30 protein-coding genes are annotated in these 25,692 nt (G+C 46.6%); all 30 read right to left on the reverse strand.

Translation table 11 applies throughout. The features are described 5' to 3' along the window. Positions 1–4: 4 nt before the first annotated feature. The gene (gene hisC, locus PUW25_RS16830) at positions 5–1,102 is read right to left on the reverse strand and encodes a histidinol-phosphate transaminase (RefSeq protein WP_047911144.1); all 1,098 of its coding nucleotides are present in this window, start codon (positions 1,100–1,102) and stop codon (positions 5–7) included. Between the two features lie 49 nt (positions 1,103–1,151). Further along, positions 1,152–1,958, reverse strand: a complete 807-nt coding sequence (gene trpA / locus PUW25_RS16835) for a tryptophan synthase subunit alpha (RefSeq protein ID WP_047911257.1) — start codon at positions 1,956–1,958, stop codon at positions 1,152–1,154. A gap of 8 nt (positions 1,959–1,966) precedes the next feature. After that, positions 1,967–3,163: a tryptophan synthase subunit beta gene (gene trpB, locus PUW25_RS16840; RefSeq protein ID WP_047911143.1), complete on the reverse strand. Its 1,197-nt coding sequence runs from the start codon at positions 3,161–3,163 to the stop codon at positions 1,967–1,969. After that, entirely contained in the window at positions 3,160–3,846 is a 687-nt protein-coding gene (locus PUW25_RS16845) for a phosphoribosylanthranilate isomerase (protein WP_047911142.1), read from the reverse strand. The genes trpB and PUW25_RS16845 overlap by 4 nt, the downstream gene beginning before the upstream one ends. Continuing rightward, entirely contained in the window at positions 3,843–4,646 is an 804-nt protein-coding gene (gene trpC, locus PUW25_RS16850; protein WP_047911141.1) for an indole-3-glycerol phosphate synthase TrpC, read from the reverse strand. The genes PUW25_RS16845 and trpC overlap by 4 nt, the downstream gene beginning before the upstream one ends. Further along, on the reverse strand, positions 4,636–5,685 hold the full coding sequence (gene trpD, locus PUW25_RS16855; protein WP_047911140.1) for an anthranilate phosphoribosyltransferase: 1,050 nt from the start codon (positions 5,683–5,685) through the stop codon (positions 4,636–4,638). The genes trpC and trpD overlap by 11 nt, the downstream gene beginning before the upstream one ends. Before the next feature lie 16 nt (positions 5,686–5,701). Then, positions 5,702–7,252 carry an anthranilate synthase component I gene (trpE, locus tag PUW25_RS16860; protein WP_047911139.1) on the reverse strand — a complete coding sequence of 517 codons (1,551 nt, stop codon included), beginning with the start codon at positions 7,250–7,252 and terminating at the stop codon, positions 5,702–5,704. A gap of 454 nt (positions 7,253–7,706) precedes the next feature. Continuing rightward, entirely contained in the window at positions 7,707–8,084 is a 378-nt protein-coding gene (gene aroH / locus PUW25_RS16865; RefSeq protein ID WP_047911256.1) for a chorismate mutase, read from the reverse strand. Beyond that, the gene (aroB, locus tag PUW25_RS16870) at positions 8,084–9,187 is read right to left on the reverse strand and encodes a 3-dehydroquinate synthase (RefSeq protein WP_047911138.1); all 1,104 of its coding nucleotides are present in this window, start codon (positions 9,185–9,187) and stop codon (positions 8,084–8,086) included. The genes aroH and aroB overlap by 1 nt, the downstream gene beginning before the upstream one ends. A gap of 2 nt (positions 9,188–9,189) precedes the next feature. Next, the gene (aroC, locus tag PUW25_RS16875; protein ID WP_047911137.1) at positions 9,190–10,359 is read right to left on the reverse strand and encodes a chorismate synthase; all 1,170 of its coding nucleotides are present in this window, start codon (positions 10,357–10,359) and stop codon (positions 9,190–9,192) included. A 184-nt stretch (positions 10,360–10,543) separates the two neighbouring features. Further along, positions 10,544–10,723, reverse strand: coding sequence for a hypothetical protein (locus PUW25_RS16880; protein WP_047911136.1), 180 nt, complete (start codon positions 10,721–10,723; stop codon positions 10,544–10,546). A gap of 67 nt (positions 10,724–10,790) precedes the next feature. Continuing rightward, positions 10,791–11,591 (reverse strand): CheR family methyltransferase, encoded by an 801-nt coding sequence (locus PUW25_RS16885; RefSeq protein ID WP_047911135.1) that lies wholly within the window; start codon positions 11,589–11,591, stop codon positions 10,791–10,793. A 36-nt stretch (positions 11,592–11,627) separates the two neighbouring features. Beyond that, entirely contained in the window at positions 11,628–12,071 is a 444-nt protein-coding gene (gene ndk / locus PUW25_RS16890; protein WP_047911134.1) for a nucleoside-diphosphate kinase, read from the reverse strand. Positions 12,072–12,211: 140 nt separating this feature from the next. Next, positions 12,212–13,186: a polyprenyl synthetase family protein gene (locus PUW25_RS16895; protein ID WP_047911133.1), complete on the reverse strand. Its 975-nt coding sequence runs from the start codon at positions 13,184–13,186 to the stop codon at positions 12,212–12,214. Next, positions 13,183–13,986: a menaquinone biosynthetic enzyme MqnA/MqnD family protein gene (locus tag PUW25_RS16900; RefSeq protein ID WP_238546329.1), complete on the reverse strand. Its 804-nt coding sequence runs from the start codon at positions 13,984–13,986 to the stop codon at positions 13,183–13,185. The genes PUW25_RS16895 and PUW25_RS16900 overlap by 4 nt, the downstream gene beginning before the upstream one ends. Before the next feature lie 56 nt (positions 13,987–14,042). Beyond that, complete coding sequence (locus tag PUW25_RS16905; protein ID WP_047911131.1) at positions 14,043–14,645, reverse strand: UbiX family flavin prenyltransferase; 603 nt, start codon at positions 14,643–14,645, stop codon at positions 14,043–14,045. Positions 14,646–14,648: 3 nt separating this feature from the next. Then, entirely contained in the window at positions 14,649–15,515 is an 867-nt protein-coding gene (locus tag PUW25_RS16910) for a UbiA-like polyprenyltransferase (protein WP_205052741.1), read from the reverse strand. After that, complete coding sequence (locus PUW25_RS16915; protein ID WP_047911129.1) at positions 15,508–16,236, reverse strand: demethylmenaquinone methyltransferase; 729 nt, start codon at positions 16,234–16,236, stop codon at positions 15,508–15,510. Before PUW25_RS16915 ends, PUW25_RS16910 begins: the two co-directional genes overlap by 8 nt. 25 nt (positions 16,237–16,261) lie before the next feature. Continuing rightward, complete coding sequence (locus PUW25_RS16920; RefSeq protein WP_205052740.1) at positions 16,262–17,122, reverse strand: heptaprenyl diphosphate synthase component 1; 861 nt, start codon at positions 17,120–17,122, stop codon at positions 16,262–16,264. Between the two features lie 147 nt (positions 17,123–17,269). Beyond that, on the reverse strand, positions 17,270–17,809 hold the full coding sequence (locus PUW25_RS16925; RefSeq protein ID WP_205052739.1) for a hypothetical protein: 540 nt from the start codon (positions 17,807–17,809) through the stop codon (positions 17,270–17,272). 113 nt (positions 17,810–17,922) lie between these two features. Further along, a complete protein-coding gene (gene mtrB / locus PUW25_RS16930; protein ID WP_047911127.1) occupies positions 17,923–18,147 on the reverse strand; it encodes a trp RNA-binding attenuation protein MtrB in 225 nt (74 codons plus the stop codon). An 83-nt stretch (positions 18,148–18,230) separates the two neighbouring features. Next, positions 18,231–18,503 (reverse strand): HU family DNA-binding protein, encoded by a 273-nt coding sequence (locus PUW25_RS16935; protein ID WP_047911126.1) that lies wholly within the window; start codon positions 18,501–18,503, stop codon positions 18,231–18,233. Between the two features lie 349 nt (positions 18,504–18,852). Further along, the gene (gene spoIVA / locus PUW25_RS16940) at positions 18,853–20,331 is read right to left on the reverse strand and encodes a stage IV sporulation protein A (protein ID WP_047911125.1); all 1,479 of its coding nucleotides are present in this window, start codon (positions 20,329–20,331) and stop codon (positions 18,853–18,855) included. A 1,067-nt stretch (positions 20,332–21,398) separates the two neighbouring features. Continuing rightward, positions 21,399–22,160: a hypothetical protein gene (locus PUW25_RS16945; RefSeq protein WP_274337313.1), complete on the reverse strand. Its 762-nt coding sequence runs from the start codon at positions 22,158–22,160 to the stop codon at positions 21,399–21,401. A 35-nt stretch (positions 22,161–22,195) separates the two neighbouring features. Then, positions 22,196–22,549 (reverse strand): 2Fe-2S iron-sulfur cluster-binding protein, encoded by a 354-nt coding sequence (locus PUW25_RS16950; RefSeq protein ID WP_205053765.1) that lies wholly within the window; start codon positions 22,547–22,549, stop codon positions 22,196–22,198. Between the two features lie 42 nt (positions 22,550–22,591). Beyond that, positions 22,592–23,203, reverse strand: coding sequence for a hypothetical protein (locus PUW25_RS16955; RefSeq protein WP_205052738.1), 612 nt, complete (start codon positions 23,201–23,203; stop codon positions 22,592–22,594). 105 nt (positions 23,204–23,308) lie between these two features. Further along, positions 23,309–23,488: a DUF2768 family protein gene (locus tag PUW25_RS16960; protein ID WP_047911124.1), complete on the reverse strand. Its 180-nt coding sequence runs from the start codon at positions 23,486–23,488 to the stop codon at positions 23,309–23,311. 153 nt (positions 23,489–23,641) lie between these two features. Beyond that, positions 23,642–23,917 (reverse strand): stage VI sporulation protein F, encoded by a 276-nt coding sequence (locus PUW25_RS16965; RefSeq protein ID WP_047911123.1) that lies wholly within the window; start codon positions 23,915–23,917, stop codon positions 23,642–23,644. A 118-nt stretch (positions 23,918–24,035) separates the two neighbouring features. Continuing rightward, positions 24,036–25,076, reverse strand: coding sequence for an NAD(P)H-dependent glycerol-3-phosphate dehydrogenase (locus tag PUW25_RS16970; protein ID WP_047911122.1), 1,041 nt, complete (start codon positions 25,074–25,076; stop codon positions 24,036–24,038). Further along, positions 25,069–25,689: a glycerol-3-phosphate 1-O-acyltransferase PlsY gene (plsY, locus tag PUW25_RS16975; protein WP_047911121.1), complete on the reverse strand. Its 621-nt coding sequence runs from the start codon at positions 25,687–25,689 to the stop codon at positions 25,069–25,071. Before plsY ends, PUW25_RS16970 begins: the two co-directional genes overlap by 8 nt. Positions 25,690–25,692 lie beyond the last annotated feature (3 nt).

A 25,692-nucleotide genomic window follows, 5' to 3' on the forward strand; every position in this document is an offset into this window, starting at 1 on the left:
GCCGTTACACTCCAGTAGTTTCAGCCTTCAGCACATATTCCAGCGCCTTGATGAAAGCCTCGTTCTGCTCTTTGGTACCAATAGAAACTCGGATATAGGCAGGATAGACTTGAAAACCAGGACGAACAATAATCCCTTGTCTCAGCAACGCATCAAACATCTCACCTGCTGGTCTGCCTGCATCAACCATTATAAAGTTGCCATGTGTTGCATAGTAGTGGAGTCCCAGACGCTCGAATTCGCCCTGTAAATACGTTACTCCTTCACGGTTCAAGTCACGGCATTGCGTAACAAAGGCCTGATCACTCAGGGCTGCACGGGCTGCGGACTGTCCTAATCGATTCGTATTAAACGGTTCTCTAACCTTATTGATGAGCGAGATTATCTCAGGCTGTGCGACACCGTAGCCAATGCGAAGCGCAGCAAGTCCATATATTTTAGAGAAAGTGCGCAGCACCACAAGATTAGCGTATTTAGCGAGAAGAGGAATCGTTTGCGGATACGCTGCATCCGTGACGTACTCATAATATGCTTCATCAAGAACGACCATTACATCCTGCGGCACCCGGTCCAGGAAAGATACGAGCTCAGCTTCAGATACAATCGTTCCCGTTGGATTGTTCGGATTACATACCCAGATGATCTTCGTCTTTGAGGTTACTTTCTCCAGCATTCCTTCAAGATCATGTTTGCCTTCAACCAGCGGAACCTCTATGCTTACCGCACCTTCAATATCAGCATTGCTCTTATAAACGGAGAATGTCTGGTCGGCCATAATTGTCTCATCCCCGCTCACAAGGAACGCTCTAGTAATGAGGGCAATGACTTCATCCGAGCCTGCACCGAAAATAATCTGCTCTCTGCCTACGTTAAGATGTTCAGCCAGATCAGCAGTCAAATCTCCAGCGCTTCCATCAGGATAAATACTCAAATTCATCAGCTCAGCCTGTATTGCTTCTCTTGCTTTTGGTGAGCTGCCATAAGGGTTCTCATTGGAGGCCAGCTTGATCACTTCGCTTAACCCTAGTTCACGTTTGACTTCTTCAATGGGCTTCCCTGGTTTATAGACGGGTATGTTAACGATCTGTGATTTAGGTTTCAATGTTAAAGCCCCTCCTCTGTATGCTTAATAAGAATAGCTGCAGCATTCGCTACAGCTTTAATTGTGCCACAAAATTCCGGATTTGCAAAAGCCCCTCTTGCTTGGTTGCAGGATCTGACAGTAATGGAATGCTCGTCTCAATTTGTCTAACGATCGCACTCCCTACGACAACACCGTCACATAGCTTCGAGAATCGCTCCACCTGCTCACGGCTTGAAATACCAAAGCCAACGGCGACAGGAAGAGTAGTGTACGATTTAACCGTGTCAATAAACTCTTCAACTTCAAGGTGGAACGAGGATCTTTCTCCTGTCACACCGAGCGATGAAACACAGTAGATGAATCCTCTTGCTTTTTTGACAATGTTCTCAATTCTAGTCTTTGAGGTTGGTGCCACCAGGGGTATAAGGTGAATATTAGCCTTGTCTGCATAAACTCTGATTTCTTCCGACTCCTCAATTGGCAGATCAGGTATAATGATGCCACTGATATCGTGATCCTTCAGCAGTTCAAAGAAAGTCTCAAGTCCGGTTTGAAGCACAGGATTATAATAAGTAAACAGCACAAACGGCAGCTTCGCCCCTGCTTCTCTGGCTCGTTTTGCTGCCTCCATGCAGGTGCGAATCGTAATATGCTGCTTCAAGGCACGCTCAGAAGCCCGCTGGATCACAGGCCCGTCTGCAAGAGGGTCCGAGTAGGGAACACCCAGCTCGATGACGTCAGCTCCTGCTGCTTCCAGCTCGAGTATTATTTCGATACTTGTCTCAATGTCAGGATCACCAATCGTAAGAAAAGGAATCAGTGCTGTTTTGTTCTCAGACTTGAGTCTCTCAAACGTAAGATCCATTAAATTCAACTGTATGCTCATGAGAGTTGACCTCCCGTGTACTTCATGATGGATTCAACATCCTTGTCTCCCCGGCCAGATAAACAGATAACCACAATCTGGTCCTTGTCCATGGATGGAGCAATCTTGGCCACCTCTGCCACTGCGTGAGCGGATTCGAGCGCAGGAATAATTCCCTCTGTGCGGCTGAGCAATTGAAGTGCATCCAGCGCTTCCTTGTCAGTAATCGGCACATACTGAGCACGCTTGATCTCTTTGAGATAAGAATGCTCGGGTCCTACCCCTGGATAATCCAATCCTGCTGAAATCGAGTGTGCTTCCTGAACTTGTCCGTATTTATCCTGCAGCAAGAGACTCATGGAGCCTTGGAATACGCCATGTGTTCCCTTGCTCATCGTGGCCGCATGATATTCCGTATCGACGCCTTTGCCTGCAGCTTCGCAGCCAATAAGCTCTACGGAGTCGTCATTTATAAAAGGGTAGAACATGCCGATTGCATTTGAGCCTCCACCGACAGCTGCTACAATCTTATCAGGCAGTCTTCCTTCTGCTTCAATAATCTGTCTTCTCGTTTCGTCTCCGATGACGCGCTGAAAATTACGAACCATCAGTGGATATGGATGGGGGCCGACTGCTGAACCGAGAATATAGAAGGTATCCTCTACATTACTGACCCAGTACCTAAGAGCCTCATTCCCTGCATCCTTGAGCGTCCGGGTACCTGATGTGACGGGAACGACCTCGGCTCCCAGCATGTTCATCCGAAATACATTAAGCTGCTGACGCTTCGTATCCTCTTCTCCCATGAACACCTTGCATTCCAAGCCCAGCAGCGCAGCAACCGTTGCCGTTGCCACCCCATGCTGTCCTGCTCCTGTTTCAGCGATGACCTTTTTCTTACCCATGCGCTTAGCAAGCAGGCCTTGCCCCAGTGCATTGTTAATTTTATGAGCGCCGGTATGGTTTAGATCCTCACGCTTCAAATATATTTTGGCCCCGCCAAGCTGCTGGGTTAAATGTTCTGCATAATAAAGAGGAGTCTCCCTGCCCGAATACTGCTTCAGCAAATAGTTCAATTCCTCATTAAACTCAGGATCCTCTGAAAAACGCTTATACTCCTGCTCTAATTCGATCAGGGCATTCATTAACGTTTCCGGCACATACCGCCCTCCAAAAGGACCAAAACGACCATATTCATCCGGTAATTGCGTCATGCCTTCTTCACCCTCTCCACAAAAGCTGTCATTTTAACGATGTCTTTATGTCCATCTGTCTCAACGCCGCTTGAAACATCTACTCCGTCCGGAGCATAACGACGCACAAGCCCGGTTACGTTCTCCGCATCAAGTCCGCCGGCTACAAACAGCGGAATTCCCGTACGATCAGCCCACTGCTGATAGGGCAGGCTCTTCTCCCAAGCAAAGGTCTTACCGGATCCTCCGCCATATACTCCATCGTAAGTATCGAGCAGAATGGCATCTACTTTACCTTTATACGGGTTCAGCTGATCATGGGCACTCATGCCTGGAGTCTGATTCTCGTGAATGGAGAAAGCTTTAAACACCTGTACCCCAAGCACTTCTCTGACCTTCTGACAAAAATCCGGGGATTCCTGTCCATGCAGCTGAATCACGTCTAGCGGAGCTTGATCTAGTATTGCTGTAAGCTCTTCCCAGTCAGGATTAACAAAAACCCCTGCTGATCTGGGAGAAGGTACGGCTTCCCATTCATTCAGCACGTTACAGAGCTGTGCTGCATGTTCCGCAGATACTTGGCGCCTCGACTTCGCGAATACAAAACCAATAAAATCGACAGTTAAGTGCTTCATTGATTTTAGCACTTCAACGTCCTGAAGTCCACATATTTTTAGAAGCGGTTTAGCCTGCTGTACCGTCATTTTCTCACCTGTTCCCCTGCACCCATAAGCTCAAGAACAGCCTGACTCACATTATCCTGGCGCATAAACTGCTCGCCGACAAGGATGCCTTTTGCACCTGCCTGCTTCACATACTCCACATCTTGCGGTGTGCGAATACCGCTCTCGCTGATTAAGGTGACATGCTCAGGCACAAGCTCTGCCAGTTCAGCCGTCGTCTCAAGGCGAGTTTCAAAAGTGCGAAGATTTCGGTTGTTGATCCCGATTAGAGAGGCACTGCCAATATCCAGAACACTTAGCAACTCCTCCTTATCATGGACTTCGACAAGTGCATCCAGACCCAAATCCCGGGCATAGCTTATATATCTGGACAGCTGAGCTGAATCCAGTATGCTTGCAATCAGCAGAACTGCATCTGCACCTATGATCCGGGCTTCCGCAATTTGTTTCTCATCAATTATAAAATCTTTGCGCAGCAGCGGAACGTTTACCTGCTGACGGATTGCTGTCAAATATTCGGGCTTCCCTTGAAAGTAATGGATATCCGTCAGCACCGACATACAATCTGCACCTGCGGCCTCATAGGCTTTTGCGATGTCGACAGGATCAAAATTACTTCGGATTAATCCCTTTGATGGAGAAGCTTTCTTTACTTCAGCGATCAGCCCCATGCCTCTCACATGTTCCTTGGACAATGCTCTTTCGAAGCCTCTTGCAGCAGGTAGTGCTGCGATTCTTTTTTCCGCTTCATTTATATCGAATACGCTGGATAATGCTGCAACCTCTTCCTTCTTCGTTGCTACAATGCGATCAAGATACATAATCATACTCTCCCGTCTTCTGAATAAGCTGTGTCAATTTATCAGATGCTTTGCCGGAATCAATTGCATTTTTGGCCAAGTGGACCCCTTCTGCGATACTTCCCGCAAGTCCTGCTACATAAATGGAAGCCCCTGCGTTCGCTAGAACGATATCCCGATATCCTCCCTGTTCGCCGGAGAGCACACGTTTAATAATGTCTGCATTCTCGGTAGCTGTTCCTCCAAGTACCTGCTGCAAAGGATACGTCTTGAGTCCCAAATCATCGGGATGAATATCGTAGGTTTGAACAGCTCCATCCTTTAATTCCGATATCTTCGTCCGGTCTGAAATACTGATCTCATCAAGTCCGTCATAGCTTGCAACGACGAGCGCCCGTTTCAGTCCAAGTCTGCCAAGCGATTCTGCAATGGCTTCTGTTCTGGTTACGTCATACACTCCGAGTACTTGGCGGTCTGCTCCAGCTGGATTGGTAAGTGGCCCAAGCAGATTAAAGATCGTCCTTACCCCCAATTCCTTTCGCGGTGCAGCTGCGTACTTCATGGAAGGATGATATACCTGAGCAAATAAAAAACAAATATTGATCGCATCCAGGCAGTCTCTCGCCTGCTCTTGATTCAGATGGATGTTAACTCCTAGTGCTTCGAGCACATCCGCACTTCCCGCTCTTCCGCTTGCAGAACGATTCCCATGCTTCGCAACCCGCACAGATAAAGAGGAGGCGATGATTGCGGAAGCCGTTGAAATATTGAATTTGCTGATCCCTGATCCCCCAGTTCCACAGGTATCCAGCAGATTGTTCTGCTCTGTGAGTACTCTGGCACAGGATTCACGCATCGCTTCTGCAAATCCGGTGATTTCGTCGACCGTTTCTCCTTTTAGGCGCAGAGCCGTCAGCAGTCCCCCGATTTGTGCTGCAGTCGCTTCTCCGCTCATAATATGGCTCATGACATTCCTCGCTTCAATCTGCGTCAGATCTCTGCCTTCCATGATGTTCATGAGGCTTTGCTGAACGGCATTTCCAGTGATGATGGTGCTCATCGTGATCTCCTCCTTATCAATTAGGTGTATAAATATAATCTTGATTCGCGTAGCTCAGGGGCACAGCTGCTTTTGGAAACATTTGTTCAGCATAACGGATTGCAGTTAAGAGTGCCTTCGCTTTGTTTACTGTCTCTTCATATTCCATCTCGGGAACCGAATCCCAGACGATGCCAGCCCCTGCCTGAACATAGGCCTTGCCTTCCTTGAATATAATCGTGCGAATCGTGATACAGGAGTCCATATTCCCGCTGAAGCCCAAGTATCCGATCGCTCCGGCATAGGCACCGCGTGCTTCACGCTCCAGCTCCGCAATGATCTGCATGGCTCTCAGCTTCGGTGCACCGGATACGGTACCCGCCGGAAGACAGGATAGAAAAGCATCAAAGAAATCCTTATCCTCCCTTATCGTGCCAGATACATTCGTCACCATGTGCATGACGTGCGAGTATTTCTCAATCTCCATAAAAGAGTCGCACTTTACGGTACCAAACTGACTGACCTTTCCGATATCATTACGGCCGAGATCAACGAGCATCAGGTGCTCTGCACGTTCCTTCTCGTCCTGAAGCAGGTCTTGTGCTAGACGCTCATCTTCCGCAGCCGTTTCTCCTCTCGGTCTCGTGCCAGCGATTGGCCTAGTCTGTACCCTTCCTCCATCGACCTTGACAAGCGCTTCTGGCGAAGTGCCTACGATCACTTCCTCACCCAGCTTTAAATAATACATATATGGTGATGGATTCAGTGTTCTGAGCACCCGGTATACCTGAAGCGGAGATACCTCGGTCTCAATATGGAAGCGCTGGGACAGCACCACTTGAAAAATATCCCCTGCACGGATATATTCCTTAGCCTGTTCTACATTGGAAATAAATTGATCTTTTGTCAGGTTGGACTTCACATCACCGAGTTCAACTCCACTTGGCATAGCATGACGATTGGCATTCTCCTTCGGTCCTTCATCTGCCAAGATCCTTGCGAGCTTCTCCAGCTTCTCATCCACTAGCTGATAATTACGCAGGATATCCTCATCGCGATCCCCTGGTGCAACATGTACGTTGCCTATTAACAGTAGCTGCTGCTTCACATGGTCAAATACGATGACCTGATCACAGAACATAAACTGAATATCATCCATCTGAAGATCATCAACCGCGTGCTTCGGCAGCTTCTCGTAATACTGCAGCAGGTCATATCCGAAAAACCCGATCGCTCCGCCCGTAAACGGCGGTAATCCGTCCACCATAGGACTGCGGTACTGTCTGAGCAGCACCTTTAGCTCTTCTATCGGTTTGCCTTGCATTTGTTGTCTACGTCCGTCGTGTTCTACAGTAATAACTCCGTTCTTACCGGAGATTGTAATAAAAGGATCGGTGCCGATAAATGAATATCTCGCCCAGTTGCTCCCGCCCTCTACACTCTCTAACAAAAATGCGTATTCCTGCTCTGCGAACCGGCTGAATAACCGGATGGGGGTCTCCATATCAGCAAGAATTCGCTTAACGACAGGAATCAGATTATATTCCCTGGCTTGCCTAAGTACCTCTTGTGCTTCGATATTCAACATCCTTAAAACACTCCCTTGAGCTTAAGATGGGCGAAAGATGAAGTTCAAGAAGTATGCGTGTATGCAAAAAAACCTCTACGAGACTGTAGAGGTTCATTAACGATTATATGAGTATGTAGGCAATAAGAAACCTAAAGAAAATATACTTCCCCTACAATGATTGCCCATAAGTTCAGTACCAGAATATATGCTCAATAATCCTGTACTTACAGATCATCAGGGTATCCATATTCTTCTTTGTTTCTCAACTCTTCAAAAGCCTTGCCTTATGCTTAAAGGCCAAGGACTTCTCCCATTTCACCAGCCATGCTACCGTCATGCGAATGCACTATCGGCCACAGCCTTCTGAAAATGGCTAAGCTCTGCTCTACTCATCAAACGTCTTAACTCTTCTCATCTCTGCTACAGTTCACTATACATAGTTTAATCCATTTTGGCAAGGTTCGATTTGCCCTTAGCTTCCAGAGGAAGCGGCCAAATCAGGACGCAGTGCCTTCGCACCGTTTAAATAAACATGTTGAATTTCCTTTTGTGATTTCTCTGTATTCACATGGATCATAAAGCGAATGCACTTCTCCAGTGCTCCTTTGACCGGAACCTCCAAGGAACACATTAAGGGCACTAGCTCCCATCCAGTCAGCTCACGAATCGCCTTGGCCGGAAAGGCAGCATCAAGATCTTGAGTAAGTGTAATCCATACGCTGCAGATGGCTTCCGGCTCAAGCTGATTACGTTCTACGATCTCTTGAAGCAGCTTGGAAGTTTCCTTCATAATCTCTGCTTCCGTGTTGCTCGTTACCGTTGTTGCACCTCGTATACCTCTTGTGTACATCATGCGTTTACGCCTCTTTCTTTCAGCCCATCGATAACATCCCTGACGTCCTGTACTCGAACATCATTCGCAACGACAACTTCACCGATCTTGGTCGGGATGATAAAGACCATTAGGCCTTCTCTAAATTTTTTGTCATGCATCATAGCTGCCAGAATATCATCTGTACTCATGTCAGCCGGAAGTGATGTAGGCAAATTCAATGATTCGAGCATGCGCCTCGTCGTTGTGTACAGCACCGGATCGGCTCCTCTTAATACGCCGAGCTGTGCGGCACCAACCATTCCGATCGAGATGGCCTCACCATGCAGAAATTTGCCATATCCTGCGATCGCTTCAATCGCATGACCGATGGTGTGACCCAGGTTCAGTGTAGCCCGAATCCCATTTTCTCTTTCGTCCTGGGATACGATATCTGCCTTGATCGAACAGCCGCGCAGCAAACCATATACGAGTGAATCCTTATCTAAGGAGAGCAGCTTATTCGCATGCTCTTCACACCAGTAGGCAAACTCCTCGTCTTGAATCAGTCCGTGCTTCAGCATTTCTGCAAGACCTGCCGAAACTTCCCGTGGAGGCAGCGTCTTCAGCGTGTCCACATCATACAGAACAAACTCGGGTTGATGAAATGCTCCGATGATATTTTTGGCAAGCGGATGGTTGACCGCTACTTTGCCCCCTACGCTGCTGTCATGAGCAAGGATTGTTGTCGGAATCTGCACAAATCGAATCCCACGCATATAAGTAGCAGCAACGAAGCCAGCCAAATCACCGACGACTCCACCGCCAAGGGCTAGAATAGCAGAGCTTCGATCAAGACCTCCTTCAATCGCTAGGGTCATCATTTCCGTGTAAACGGTGAGAGACTTGGACGTCTCTCCACTCTGAACCACGGCGGATACAACCTTGTAGCCTGCTTGCTCCAAGGAGTCCTTCACAATTTGCAAATAATACGGAGCGATTTGATCGTCCGTAATAACCATGATCGGACTCTTGCTGCTTACTCCGTGCTGAGCCAGATGGCTGCCTGTCTTAGCAAGCAGCCCGCTGCCGATATAAATAGGGTATGAACGTTCGCCCAGGTCAACATTCAGCGTCTTCATGATTAGTAACGCTCCAACTGGGCATTATAGTTCTCCAGATTGGCTCTTATCTCCTCAATGGAATCGCCGCCGAATTTCTCCAGGAATGCCTTTGCGATCTCCCAGGCAACCACATGCTCCATGACTACACTGGCAGCAGGAACTGCGCAAGCATCTGAACGTTCCACTTGAGCTGTAAACGGCTCTTTTGTATCAATATCTACACTTTGCAGTGGTTTGTATAACGTAGGAATCGGCTTCATTACACCGCGTACAACGACAGGCATGCCGTTCGTCACACCGCCTTCAAATCCGCCCAGGCGATTGGATGCACGATGGTATCCCTTATCCTCACTGTACAGGATTTCATCATGAACCTGTGATCCCGGAATCGTACCCGCTTCAAATCCAATACCGATCTCGACACCTTTGAAGGCATTAATCGACATGACAGCCTGAGCAATACGTCCATCAAGCTTACGATCATACTGTACATAGCTTCCAAGCCCGACAGGAACACCTTCCACGACACATTCTACAATGCCGCCAATCGAGTCCCCATCTTTCTTGATCTGATCAATGTAAGCTTCCATCTTCTTCTCTGTTTCAGGATCCGTTACACGGACCGAGGAAGCTTCTGTGCGGCTGCGCAGCTCTTCAATCGGCAGTTCCTCATACGGAGCTTCAATCTCACCGATTCGCAGCACACGGCCCGCAATCTGTATGCCGAACTCTGCCAGAAGCTGACGTGCAATGGCTCCAACCGCTACTCTTACCGTCGTTTCCCGAGCACTGGAACGCTCAAGCACATTTCTGAGATCCTTCAGATTGTATTTAAGTCCGCCATTCAGATCAGCATGTCCTGGTCTTGGACGATGCACTCTGCGCTTCTCTTCATCTGTACCTTCAATCGGTTCAATATTCATAATGTTGCGCCAGTGCGTCCAGTCCTTGTTCTCCACGACTAGAGCTACCGGGGCTCCTGTTGTATATCCATGGCGAATACCGCCAACAAATTCAGCTGTATCTTTCTCAATTTGCATCCGACGCCCGCGTCCATATCCCTTCTGGCGGCGATGCAGCTGAAAATTCAGCTCCTCAAAATCCACTTTCATATTACTTGGAAGTCCCTCTACGATTGCTGTCAATTGGGGTCCGTGCGTTTCCCCTGCGGTTAAATAACGAAGACTCATAATACGTTCCCCCTTTATACTGTTAAGCTTTAAACTGCTAAAATGTTTAATCTTTGATCATTATAGTATAGCATGTTATGTTTGACAAGAATGGATCTGATTTCGCCTCACTCCAGTTATGCGATTGGCGAAACAAAGAAACGCCTATCCTCACCATAGGACAGGCGTTTCCGTATAGGTTTCATTACTTGCCAGCAGATAGTCCGGCCCGCCATGACAGCTCATGTCGATCAGCGTCTGACTGAGGCTTGATCTCACCAAGCATTCGCTCCATTTGAGTCGTGTCCAGCCCGATAATCTGGGCACATTCCCGGATATTGATAAGTCCTTGTCTATATGCAGCGATTACCGTTCTTTTATCCATTTCATTACCCCCAAAAAGTCTTCACACAGATAGTTCCAGTATAGGTCAATTCATACTCGAACTATACTTATACAGACTTTTGGTAAAAAAAGGTGTCCACCGAAACCAGATTATATTGAGCGGGAGAAAAAATCTGCTCTGTGCTTCCCACGAACAATACCCCGCCAGGTCTAAGCGCTTTGGCGAACTTTTGATACAGTAAATGCTTGGCCTCTTCCGTAAAATATATCATTACATTTCGGCAAACAATGAGATCAAAGCCTTCTTCGAATGGATCAGACAGCAAGTTCTGCTTGCTAAAGCGCACCGCCTGTTTCAGCTTAGGATCAATATGATACTGAAGCCCATCCTCGGTAAAATAACGTCTGCACACGGACTCAGGTACCTCTCTCAGTGAACGCTCCAGATATGTACCCTTACTGGCTCTGGCCAGAGCACCTTCATCAATATCGGTAGCACGCAATTCCGTCTGGTTTAACAAGCCTAACATATCCACAATCATAGCCAATGTGTAAGGCTCTTCCCCAGTAGAACAGGCGGCACTCCAGATCTTGAGCTTCTGGTGATCCCGGGTCAGACTAGGCAGAATGCGATCTTTAAGCACTTCCCATCTGTTCCGGTTACGCCAAAATTCAGAGACATTGATGGTCATCCGATCCAGAAATTCAAGAAATAAAGCTTTGTTGCGGGTCATTTCTTCAAAAAAGGATGCAAAGCTCTCATGCCCGTGCTTGTTACGAAGCGTCGTAAGTCTTCGTTTCATTTGAGCTTCTTTATATTGCGAAAGATCAATACCCGTGGCCTGTTTTACATTACGAATAAATAGCAAGTAATCGGATTGCGTAGTTTCAATCTCTAGATTGGACACCTGAAACCTTCTTTCTTAGGAAAAGAACCGCACATTTTAAGTCCAGACAGCAATCGTTTTGTCATAAGCTACAAGTTCTTCTTCTGCAAAGAAGTTACGGAGTTCTCTGGCCGCACTCTCTGGTGAATCAGAGCCATGAATCAAATTATGTGGTGTGATCGCCGCAAAATCCCCCCGAATCGTCCCAGGAAGCGCTTCTTTCACATTCGTCTTGCCGATGAGCATCCGTGATAGAGTGATGATGTCTTCGCCTTCCCATACCATCGCAAATACAGGTCCGGAAGTAATGAAGGACACCAAGTCATCAAAGAAAGGTTTGCCATCATGCTCGGCGTAGTGACGTTTAGCTTGTTCATCTGTGACCTGTACAAACTTGCCTGCCACCAGCTTAAACCCCTTGTCCTCAAACCGGCTAATAATGCGCCCAATCAATCCACGCTGAACCCCATCTGGTTTCACCATTAAAAAAGTACGCTCCATCGTCTATTCCCTCCAGGCTTTGTTTAAGAATCAGGGCGTGTCTTAAACTCTAAAACAGATTTCACTCCAGTGATTTTTAAGACACGCCCCAGCTAGCTGCATAATGACTTTCGACTTGCTTTCTTGATGTTCCTGCCAGGTTAATATGAACGTTTTACAACAAAATGAGCGATATCCCGTAGATTTTTCTTCGTCTTAATGTCAGGAAGTCCTTCCAGCGCATCAAGAGCTTTATTCATATATCGGTCAGCCAGTGCCTCTGCTTTAGCCATTCCATCGCTTTCACGAATCATGCCTACTGCAGCTTGCACGGACCCCTTGTCTCCATCTTCATGAATCCGGTGAATAAGCTGGAGCAGATCCTCCCGAATACGCTCTTCCTGCAATGCGAAAATAACGGGTATCGTAATATTGCCTTGAAGCATGTCACTTCCAGGCGGCTTGCCGAGCTGCTTCTCTGTGCCTCTTAGATCAAGCAAATCATCCTGAATCTGAAAGGCCATGCCTACATTATAGCCATAGCTGTAGAGTCTTCTGCACACCTCTTTATCCGCACCGGCCGCCACAGCCCCAAGCTGACAGCTGATTGCGATGAGGAGTGCTGTTTTGCGGCGTATCCGCAGCAAATAGTTACGCACATTTTGATCGGTGTTAAAGAAGTCCCTGATCTGTTCCATCTCGCCGATCGTCATTTGCACCATCGCCTTCGCCATCGTCTGATGGATCAGCGGATTAGGCAGCTCCGCTATAATTGACATGGCACGTGCATAGATGTAGTCACCCGTATACATCGCGATACGATTGTCCCATTTCGATTTGACGGTAAGCTGCCCTCGTCTTGTTTCTGCATTGTCGATTACATCATCATGAACAAGCGACGAGGAATGGATCAGTTCAAGCGGAACTGCCACGTGCTTCAATACCTCAATGTCATAGTTCCCGAACTTTCCCCCAAGCAGGACAAAGACCGGTCTGAGCCGTTTGCCGCCTGCCTTAAGCAAATGAAGCGAAGTTTCCGCAAGCAGAGGCTCACTCGTTTCTACACCGCGGTATAACTCTTTCTCTATATAACTTATATCCTTCTTTAGTGCAGTCAAAATATCAAGTAGTTTCATTCCGTCACCCGTATCAGCTTATTCTCATTCCAGAGATCCACCTGGACCTCATGCTCCATGAGACCAAGCTCATGTGCATAACGGAAATACAGCTGCAGCCCTCGCAACTCATTTTCGCCAAAATCGTAAACCAAATTTCTAAAATACGCATACCAATAGGCTTCAGAACCGCCAATGTGCTGTACTGCATGCCTAACAACGGGTGCAAGATCCCGCAGGCTCGCTGTCTTGCTGTTATAAAACGCCTCAGCTATCTCTTTGACAGTGTCTGCATTATTGTCCGCGAAGCTTCGATTTACTGCCCACACGGCATAAGTCATCTGGTGCCCGGTATACCGATACCATAACTCACCAAGATCGTAAACATGATAAGGATGGTCTGCCCAGGACGCTTTGATAGCGTGATCTCCAATAAGCAGAGCCGCATCTGCATTTTCCATCATACGCTCAAGCTCAGGCTCCATCGTAATATAATCAGGATTACCCTCATAGAACTTCGTCATAATCACTTTGAGCAAATTTACTGAGGTTGCTGAAGTATTGGTCAGAGCAATCGTACGGTTTACGATAGATTCGATGGGCTCCTTGCTGAATAGCAAGATGGATTTTACTTCTCCGCGGCTGCTCACTGAAATATCCGGTAACAGAAGTAATCGATCAGATGCCATGCCGTATGCAAAGGACGACATCGCGCTTAAGTCCAGCGTTCCTTCATGAATACGTTCATTCAACCTGGCCGGCACCTCTGTAATCAGCTCTGCCGGATTCATAAGGGCAGCCGGCTCGAAGTAATGATACATGGGCCATGCATTGGTATAGCTTATTTTTCCGATGGTGGTTACTTGATGTAATTCCTTCAATTCTCCTCCCCCCATCTCTTAAACAAGTTATGCTCGATGTGAAGAACATCCAGTACTTTACCCACCAAGAAATGGATAAGGTCATCCATCGTTTTAGGATGATAATAGAATGCCGGCATCGCTGGAATCATTTTGACACCAAGCCGGCTCAGCTTCAGCATATTTTCCAGGTGAATCGCATGAAGCGGTGTTTCCCGGGGCACCAGTACGAGTGGACGTCCTTCCTTCATCATGACATCAGCCGCCCTAGCCATCAGGTTATCCGAGGCTCCGTGCGCGATCGCTGACAACGTCCCCATCGAACACGGCATAATAATCATTCCATCCATTAAGAAGGACCCGCTCGCAATGGAAGCTCCTATATCGCTAACAGGGTGATATATAAGAGAACCGGGACGGTTCCCGAACTTCTCGTTCAAAATCCCTTCCCGGTCCGAAACATTCCAGCCTAGTTCTTCTTTTAACACACGCCAGCCTGCATTCGAAACGACAAGATGTATCTCGTATTCCTGATCAAGCAATGTCTCAATCAACCTGACTCCGTATATACTGCCACTCGCGCCTGTTATGCCGACTGCGAGTCTTTTTAATCTATTCATAGGTTAGATCACCACCGCATCGATCAGAGTAAACAATAGAATGACCATGCTGACCCAGCTGTTCAGCGTAAAGAATGCGGTCTGTACCCGGCTCATATCGTTTGGTGACACAATCATATGCTCATATATAAGAAGTCCGCATGATATTAGTATACCTATTGCATATATCCAGCTCAAATCCGTCATGAAGAATAAGGCAATAAATCCGATCGCCGTTATGATATGAAAATATTTTGCGATATTCAGTGCACCTTGGGTTCCAAATCGGGAAGGGATGGAATACACGCCTTCCTTCTGGTCAAAATCGATATCCTGACAAGCATATATAATATCAAAGCCTGCCGTCCAAAAAGCGGCAGCGAGATACAGCACCATCGCAGTAAGATTTATTTCCCCGGTCACTGCAACCCACCCGCCGAGCGGGGCTAGACCAATCGTCAAACCGAGAACAACATGGCACAGCCATGTAAACCGTTTGGTATAAGAGTAAATAACGAGCATAAACACCGCGATCGGCAGCAGCTTCACCGATAAGGGATTGAGCTGTGATGCGGCCCAGAATAACAGAATAAACGATATGATTACAAAAATAACAACTTCACTTATCTTGAGCAGTCCTGCAGGTATGGCTCTTCCGGCTGTACGTGGATTTTTGCCATCGATAACCCGGTCAATCATTCGGTTTAAACCGAAGGCTGCACTTCGGGCTCCCACCATGGCGAGCAGAATCCACCCAATCTCTGCCCAGAATGGCAGCCTTCCATTGATTTCAGTAGAGCCAAGAATGGCTCCCATAAACGCAAATGGCAGAGCAAACAAGGTATGCTCTATTTTAATCATTTCCAGAAAAATAGCGATCTTTTTAAACATGCTGACTCTCCTTGCTCCCAATATGTAATGCTGCGATTCCGCCGGTCAGCGGATAGGACCTCACATCCTTGAGTCCCGTTTCTCTGAAGATTTGTTCAAGCTCTTCTCTTCCAGGAAACATCGCTAGAGAGTCAGGCAGCCATTTGTACTGTTCGTAGCGTTTAGCAAGAAGCTTGCCCATAACAGGAAGTATACGTCTAAAATAAAAATAATAAATCCCCTTGAATGGCTGCCAGGTCGGCTTTGACAGCTCCAGACATACGACCATTCCGCCCGGCTTGACGACCCGCTGCATCTCTAACAGCACTTGTCTTAGATCCGGGACATTGCGGAGACCAAAGCCGATGGTTACATAATCAAAAGAATGATCTTCATAAGGAAGCTGCATGGCATTCCCTTGAACAAGCGTAATTTGCTGATCTCGGCCCTGCTGTGCCACCTTCTCCTGTCCGACTGCAAGCATATTGCTGCTGAAATCCAGTCCATTGATGTGACCTGTTTCACTTGCTTCTGCAAGGCTGATCGTCCAGTCGCAGGTCCCGCAGCATACATCCAGTGCCGTTTGCCCACGCTGCACATTCATCTTCTTCATTGTGAACTTTCGCCAAGCCTTGTGACGCCTGAAGCTGAGCGTATCGTTCATAAAATCGTATTTACTAGCAATGCTTTGAAACACCGAATGAACGTGCTGCTCCTTCGGATTCTCCCCTTCATGCTGCATGTTCGAACCACCTTTTATTCACTTATCAAACAACTTTGCCAGGTGCTCTGTATGTACGGTACGATTCCATCATCTTCATGATCTCCTGTACAACCACCTGATCGCTTACTTCATTCTCAATAAATCGTTCAGTATCATTCACCGAATGACGAAGCTTGTCCGTTAAAAATTCCTGTGTTCTGTGCTTAAGTGTAAGCTGAATCCACTCATTAGGCTCAAGCTCATTCCTGTTGAGGGCTTCCTTAACACTCGAATCCGTATGGCTTAGAATCTGATAATAGGCAAGACGATAACGAGAGCGCTCCATATCTCTCACATGTTCGATTTCCTCAATAAGCATATCAAATAAACTAAATGCGCTGAGCAGTCGATCGAACAACGAGACTTCTCCTGGGGAAATCATGCTCTGAAACGAAAGAAACAGCTGCTTCTTCAGCTGCACGGATTCGTTAACGTATTCCTCAGCTGTAACCAGCTGTCGTCTCATGCGATTGTACAGATTCATTTTCCGTTCGTTGACGATACAGATTCCTTCACTAAGTGACGCAACAATGGAGATTTGACCTGCTGCAGCCAGCAGTTGATAGAACCTCGCGCTGAAATAATCTCCGCCAAGCACTTTTAGCTGTCGAGATCGCATCTCCTGCTCCTTCAGATCTTCCTCATGAACATCGATCATCTCATGTGTATCGAGTCCCATTTGTACAAGCGCAGTAACGAGGGAATATAACTCACTATGCTCCGCTGACCAAACCGGTCCACGATTCAAAAAAAACTCAAGCAGCCGTACACGGCCATCAGGAAAATTCGGAATTTCCGTATGCCGCTGAATCATATCATAGTTTGTATATTTTTTTGCAAGATTAGGTACGCGGTATGTAGTCATCCTGATCCTCCGAGCCATTAAATAAGTAACGAATCAATTTCATAACTCCATAAAGGTAATATGAAATTGTTTCAAATAGAATATATTCACAATCTTATCTATTATAGCATACGATCGAAATGATCGCACAAGCATCATTAACCCTTTTCAACGTAAAATGAACTGTCTGCGCCATAAATTCGTTTCTGACATATGAAACCATATTTTAAGCTCCTCAGGGAGCTTAGCGCTCTTCCAGGTTTCGAGCAATTGCAGCGCTTCAAGACTCCACTCCCTCCGCCTAATATCTGCCGATAACAGCAAGTGACGGCTTCCCATCCATTCATCCTCAGCCATAACCCGCAGCATCAGCTGCTGCACATTAACGGTCTCCTCAAAGGAAAAGGACGCGACAGTCGCTATATCTTCATATATATCCGATGGATCACTTGATTCATCTCCCGCTCTCAAATCAAGGGTTAGAACACCGCTGTTCCACTTCACTTTGCTGATCTGTGCCGTAAGCTTCAATTCATGCAAGTAATCGACCAAATTATGATCCTCCAGTCTAATCGGATTCCTGTTCTGCAGAACCTCGCGGGAGTCCTGAAGAAAGGAGTCTTTTTGAATGGAAACAAAAGTGGCCAGCAGCATGAGTGTACTTAATGAGATGGAAAGGACTATGAGAATGACTTTTTTCTTCTTCAAAAAATTCGCCTCCCATTTCCTATTGTGAGCCCGTAAGACAAGGCCCATACCTCATTGTACAAAGAAAAAAAGCAGGCTATGCCTGCAATTTGAAGTCGCGTAAAAATAAGCGGTTATTGATCTGTTTCGATCTTCCCATGCTTGGTCATCACTTCTGCTTTGCCCCGCACTTTGATTGCTGAAGTATGATCTGTGAATTGGGCGATCATGACTTCACCTTTATCGAGCTTCTCGGTGTGATGAAATCTTGTATCATGTCCTCGGGTCAGTCCAATGACGTGCACACCGTTCTCTTTTGCCTTAATCACGATATAATCGCCGCCTAATGGAATTTCCATGCTCACTGCCCCTTTTCAATTAAATGAAAAAAGCCGTGAACGTATTCACGGTCTTTTTGGTTACCTGCTCGTATGTAGAAATCTTATTTGATTCCATCTTTGAGCGCTTTACCTGGTTTGAAAGCAGGAATTTTGCTCGCAGGAATTTCGATTTCCTCACCTGTCTGCGGATTACGTCCTTTACGTGCAGAACGCTCGCGTACTTCAAAGTTACCGAAACCAACGAGTTGTACTTTATCTCCATTTTGCAGAGCTTCGGAAATCGCTTCGAATACAGCATCCACTGCTTTCGTAACATCCTTCTTCGACAATTCAGTTGCCTCTGTAACTTGTGCAATCAGATCAGATTTATTCAAGTGTATTCACCTCCTGAAATATCTTAAGTGTTATACTGTGTTTCCGTTTTACCGCAAAATATACGTGGCTAGGCTATTTTTATACTAATAGGTTCATATGCCCGGCTCATTACATCCGCTGCAAAGAGGGGTAAACATCTAGTCACAGGACTATATTTCTCTTGAACGGACAAACTTTATAGTAATACAGTCAGAATACAATTTCAAGTGAATTCAGCGCTATATATAGTTAAAATTGATAGATTCTTCGTCGTTTTATGAGCTAATCGACCTTTTCACCGTTTATGGACAAGCAAAATAACCGAAAAGGATACTTCCTTTCGGTTATTTTAGTAACTATGCTGGAGATTTACAGTATGATGGCGATCAGACCGCCAGAGCCTTCGTTAATAATGCGTCCGAGTGTTTCCTGCAGCTTGTATCTTGCATTATCCGGCATCATGGCAATCTTGCCTTGAATGCCCTCACGCACGATAGAGTGAAGCGAACGGCCAAACATATCTGAATCCCATACCTTGATCGGATCATTCTCAAAGTCCTGCATGAGGTATCGTACAAGCTCCTCACTCTGCTTCTCTGTGCCTATAATCGGCGCGAACTCAGACTCGACATCCACGCGAATCATATGAATCGAAGGTGCTGTCGCTTTCAGTCTCACACCAAATCTGGTTCCCTGACGGATCAGCTCCGGCTCATCAAGCGCCATTTCAGCCAGTGAAGGTGCAGCGATGCCGTAGCCTGTCGTTTTCACCATCTCGAGCGCTTCGGCAAAGCGATCATATTCTTTTTTCGCATGAGCAAAGTCCTGCATGAGCTGTAACAGATGGTCTTTGCCTCGAATCTCAATGCCCACCACTTCATACAGAATCTGATCATACAATTCATCGGGTGCGTAGAGATCAATCTCTGCAACACCCTGCCCCATATTCATTCCGCTCAGTCCAGCGCGGTCAATGAATTCATATTCCATGAACTGGGACACCACACGATCGACATCTCTCAACCGGCGAATGTCTTTGACTGTATCGCGCACGGAATTTTCATAATTCGAACGCAGCCAGTGATTTTCATTCAACACCATGACCCAGCTCGGCAAGTTGACGTTCACTTCATGAACCGGGAACTCATAGAGTACTTCTCTCAGTACGCCGGTTACATCATCTTCGGTCATGGTCGCTGCACTTACAGTCATTACCGGGATATCATATTTCTCTGCTAGCTCGGCACGAAGCTGCTGTGCTTCTTCACTTTTTGGCTTGATGGAGTTGATGATCAGAACAAATGGCTTACCGACCTCTTTGAGCTCAGCGATGACTCGCTCTTCGGACTCCACATAGGACTCCCGCGGAATCTCGGCAATGGTTCCATCTGTCGTTACGACAACGCCGAGCGTGGAATGCTCTTGAATTACCTTGCGTGTGCCAATTTCGGCTGCTTCCTGAAAAGGAATCGGCTCTTCGAACCAAGGCGTCGATATCATCCGCGGTCCATTCTCATCCTCGTAGCCTTTCGCTCCTTCTACCGCATATCCTACACAGTCTACCAGTCTCACATTAACATCCAGGCCGTCGGCCACTTTGATCTGCACTGCCGTATTAGGCACAAACTTCGGCTCTGTTGTCATGATGGTCTTACCCGCAGCGCTCTGCGGCAATTCGTCTACTGCACGGACACGATCGGAATCGCTTGTAATGTTTGGCAGTACGATCGTTTCCATGAAGCGTTTAATGAATGTGGATTTTCCTGTGCGAACTGCGCCGACAACACCAAGATAAATGTCCCCGCCAGTGCGTTCGGCAATGTCTTTGAAAATGTCTACTTTTTCCAAGTGAAATCCCCTCCTAAAAATACTCCGAAGGAAAAATGCTAAAGAGCATCCGCTTCGTTTTCAATCAGACGTTAAACCCTGTAAGCGGTAGAACAGCTTATAAAAATTGCCCGGAAGTCGTCCGCCGCCGACAATCACATTCTGATCAAAGAGAGAAGATGAGCGGCGTAACTCGTACATGCTTTTGGACTAGTATCATAGTATGTACATGACCACTGCGGTATGACGCCTTTTCTAAAATTTCTATCACCAGACCTGATTTCTTTGATGATAGACGTCACCCTCTGCAGTCCATCCACACTCAATATATGAACCGCAGGCGCTTTTTAGAACGTTCATCTAGGCGTTCCATTTTTATCTCCCTCTCAAACGCTCCATTTTTATCTCCCTCTCTCCGGTTGCTTCGCAAAAGTCGTTCGGGATCTAAAAATTCCACTGAAGTTTTTTTGTTGGTGGCTCGAGGCTGGTAATTCACTTGAAAGCTCAAGGCGTTCCTTCTTTAGCTACTCGCTGACGTTCCATTTTTAACTCTCTCTCAGACGTTCCATTTTTATCTCCCTCCCTCCGGTTGCTTCGCAAAAGTCGTTCGGGATCTAAAAATTCCACTGAAGTTTTTTTGTAGGTGGCTCGAGGTTGGTCATTCGCTTGAAAGCTCAAGACGTTCCTTCTTTAGCTACTCGCTGACGTTCCGTTTATTGCTCCTTGTCAGACGTTCCATTTTTACCTCCCTCCCTCCGGTTGCTTCGCAAAAGTCGTTCAGGATCTAAAAATTCCACTGAAGTTTTTTCTAGGTAGCTCGAGGATGGTAGTTCGCTTAAAGGACTAAACGCATTCCTTCTTTAGCTCCTCGCGACGTTCCATTTTTAGTTCCTCTCAGACGTTCCATTTTTACCTCCCTCCCTCCGGTTGCTTCGCAAAAGTCGTTCGGGATCTAAAAATTCCACTGAAGTTTTTTTGTAGGTGGCTCGAGGCTAGTAATTCACTTAAAGAGGCACTCTCTCAAGGGCGCAAGGCGCTTCCATCTCTACGCACAAAAAAAACCGCCAATCTGGCGGCTTCGGATATATTTATTCTAGTACTGCAATAGGGGCTGTGCCATCCCAATGATAAGGCAATGATTTGACTGGTACATGATGCGATCGCTCTGTAAGTATCTCTCTAAGATCCTCAGTTTGAGAAGGGGTAAGCTTCTCCCGCTCAATCACCTGCATAATATCTATTGCATAATCGGCATATACATTTCCTTGATCATCAAGCAGATACGGAAGAACTTCTCCGGAGTATACACTCTTTAACTCCTGCAACTGATTGGCACCGCTCTGCAGCTTGTCCAGATCCACCCGAAATACACCCGGGGAAACCTCCTCTGACACAGGCCACTCATTATGTGTAGATCTGTATGTCTGAACGGAACGATGAACATCGTTTACACGCTGCACCGTCGTAAGCTCCATTACCTTCACAACCGGGTCTGTCTCTTCATTCTGAAGCAGATAATATACGCTGCCGCCTTTTTCGAATGCAGTATTCGGTATATCATCCAGATATCCCTGCTGCTCCAGCTTGTTCAGATCAATTCGAAACTTTTCGTATCTTGGCGTCTCGTTACCAGCCGTAATCATAGGCAAAATATGCTGGTCTGACTGGAAGGAGTCAATCGCATTCTGAATTCTATTAACACTGTCATCATAGTTCACAATTACAGCCTCTGATTCACTGCTTGTCCCCGGATACATACAGCCTGTCAACATGACCAGGGCCAGAAGAAATACGCCGAGCACAACAAACCGAAGCTTCCCCATACCGAATCGTTCTTGATTATGTGACATCGCAAGTCCTTCCTATTCTGAATCAATATCTAAAATCACCACAATTCATCACGTTCAGCCTGCTGTTTCTCAAGCTGCTTGCGGATGGCGGCCTTTAATTTGTCCTCTGGAAGCTCTACGACAACTGAATCACGGATCACCGCCTGACAAGCAAGCCGGGTTCCATCATTCAGCCAAGTTCCCAGTTTGTTTATTTCAGCCGTACTCGGATCACTCAGGTTCTTGCGTTCCTGCTCTTGGACCTTTACCTTGCACATCAGGCAGCCCGCCTTCCCCCCGCAGCGGGTAGGAATATGGACTCCTGCACTTCGCCCAGCTTGAAGCAACGTTGTGCCCTGCTTGACTGTAATTTCCTTGCGCGCCGGCAAAAACGTTACCTTCACATTCATCATTAACTTCCTTCCTGAGCAGTTTCCTACTGGATCCATCGTTTAAATTCTAGTATTCAGCAGCTCCTCTACCCTTCTTACATCTTGATCGGACCATACATTCCTTCCGATGAGCTCTTGAATGAGGGGCATGTGCTGCTCCAAGCTCTTGCTCATTTTTGCGGCGATGGGAATATAACGATCCTCTCTTTGGCGTAATACATTGAATAGCAGCTCATGACTGAGCGGAGTTAGCTTAACCATCGCCGCTCCCTGGACACTGTAAGGTACAGCATAGGAGCTTAACAGTTCAACTTCTGTGCGATAAAACGACCCCTCAGTACATATCTCAAACCCGCCGGACAGCTCAACTGCGATATCCTCAATGCGGTAATGGCTTAGCAGGGAAGTATAGGTGCCGCTGCGGTCCAAAACCTGTTCATCTATTTGCTTGTCCCGAGCGAGTCTATGCAGTAATTTGGCAACCCGAAGCTCAGCATAAATATCAATGTCATTCGGTGGTTTAGAGAGCTCAACGCCCTGGAGCATTAAACTGCTGCTTCCTCCCAATAACCAGAGATAGTCATTTGTATTCCACATGTTGATTAACAATTTCAAAGATCGATCCAGCACCTCATCATGACTCCATTCATTTGGTGAAAATAGCCCTGCCAATCGGCTCACCTTCCCTTTTATCCTTTAAGTACAAATCTTGATGCTTCAGTAAGCTTGCCGCTTATATGTTATAGCAGGGATCAATCAAAAACTAACTCATAGCTGCTACATGATTGACACTACGCCGCTGAAGAAACCAACTAACATGATAATAAAAGCAATGACGGATAAAATCCCTTTTATTATACCCTTAGTTTTGGCTCTGGCAAAAGTAATGAGAAAAACAGACACTCCCATAATCAAAATTGCGATAATGGACAGCCACATTTTATCCATTGCACTCATGATTTGCTCCCTTTCGCTGCAACATTATTTTAGGTACGTTTGTCCATAAACACGACCTATTATATCACGAAAAGCAGACCTGAACTTCCAAATAAAAGAAAAAAAGAACAAAGATCACAGGCTGCTGCCTCGCTCTTTGTTCTAGATCAAACCTTATTTCTTTTTCATCATCATTTTCATGATTGCTTCCATGTTACTTGGATTCATACCGCTCTTTTTAACAGCATTTACGATTTCTTTAATTGTTTCTTCACTGACCGGTATATTGGCCATTGCAGAGACCTGTTTAATTAGTGTCCGCAGCTGTGCTTCATTTTGCATTGTAGAAGGCTTAACCGTATTGGCCAATTTTTTGACGGCCCCTTCGGATATTTTCTTACCGGTCTTCTTGTTAATCGCATCCAAAGCATCCTTAGAAAAATCTCCCATTTATTCCCCTCCTCAAGACAAAAACTCACAATATCATATGAGCTGTCTTAGGGAAAGGTGATGGACTCCACAATTCTAGGGCTCCAGCCTACGAAAAGAACGAACGAGCTTAAATCTGTTATTTATGCCATTGCTCCCAGGTCTCAAGCTTCATAACTTCCATCTCCGTCTTGGGATCGCGACCCATAAGTGCTTCTACTGCCGTACGACTGTCCTTGCCTGTGAACAACACTTGATAGAGCTGGTCAGCAATCGGCATCTGTACATTGTATTTGATCGATATGGCGTGTGCGGCCTCCGTTGTACGGATTCCCTCCACCACCATCCCCATTGCTTCAAGTACTTCATTCAGTGGTTTGCCCTGACCAAGCGCGTATCCAGCCCGCCAGTTCCGGCTATGTTTACTCGTCGCTGTCACGACAAGATCCCCAACACCCGCAAGGCCAGAGAAGGTGAGCGGATTCGCTCCCATCTGGACGCCTACTCTCGAAATCTCGGCAAGTCCTCTCGTTATAATCGCGGCCTTGGCATTATCTCCAAATCCGAGACCATCCGACATTCCTGCACCGAGAGCAATGATGTTCTTGAGTGCCCCAGCCAGTTCAACACCTACTTGATCCCGATTGGTATAGACTCTGAAGTTAACATTCATAAACAGATCTCTTGCGTAGTTTGCCTTGTCATCGTTTAATGCTGCCACAACAATCGTCGTAGGATTGCGCTTCACTACTTCTTCGGCATGACTCGGCCCTGACAAGACGACAATATCGCCCTCAGCGCAGTCCAAATCTTCCGCAATCACGGTGGACATCCTTTTCAAGCTGGGAAGCTCAAATCCCTTGGTTGCATGAATAATGAGGGTACCCTTCGTATAGTACGGTTTCAACTGCAGAACTACCGCTCGCATCGCAGAAGAAGGAGCCACGATAATTATAGCGCTCGTGCCCTTTACTGCTTCTTCCATATCACTGGAGGCTACAATACGATCTGACAGGGTGACGCCGGGCAGGTAACGACTGTTTGTGTGCTGCAGATTGATTTCTGCCGCCTGCTGTTCACTTCTCGTCCACACATATACATCATGTCCATTATCAGCGAGCACACTTGCAAGTGCGGTTCCCCAGCTTCCAGCTACCAATAGCGTTACTTTTTTAGACAACCCGGTTTCCTCCCTTCGATGAACTGGATCCTAACTTGTTCTCCTTACCCTGAATCAACTTCGTAATATTTGTACGATGTCTCCAAAATGCAAAGATACAAATAATGAAGCTTGACCAGAATAGGGGCCAAGGATATAGAAGAATAAGTAAAAATAATGGCGTCAAAAAGACGAAGATTAAAGAACCGAGCGATACATATCTTGTAATGAAAATCGATAGAATCGCAATAATCCCTGCATACAATGCAGGCAAAAAGCAGAGAGTCGCTAATACACCAATGGCTGTCGCGATCCCCTTTCCACCACGAAATCGGAAGAATACCGGCCAGTTATGACCTATAATGGCACTAATACCGCAAAGTGCTGGCACCCAGGCCGAATCGCCTCCCAGCCATTTGCCGATCCATACCGCAGCAACGCCCTTAGCAATATCCAGGGCCAGTACAAGAATGGCCGGCCCTTTGCCAAGTGTTCTCAGCGTATTCGTGGCACCTGCATTTCCACTTCCATGATCCCGAATATCAATACCCTTCATCAGCTTACCAAATAAAAAGCTAAAGCTTACCGATCCCAGAAGATAGCTGACGATTATAGCTGTGATTGACCAAACCACATT

The sequence above is a fragment of the Paenibacillus urinalis genome (genome assembly GCF_028747985.1).
GTDB lineage: Bacteria > Bacillota > Bacilli > Paenibacillales > Paenibacillaceae > Paenibacillus > Paenibacillus urinalis.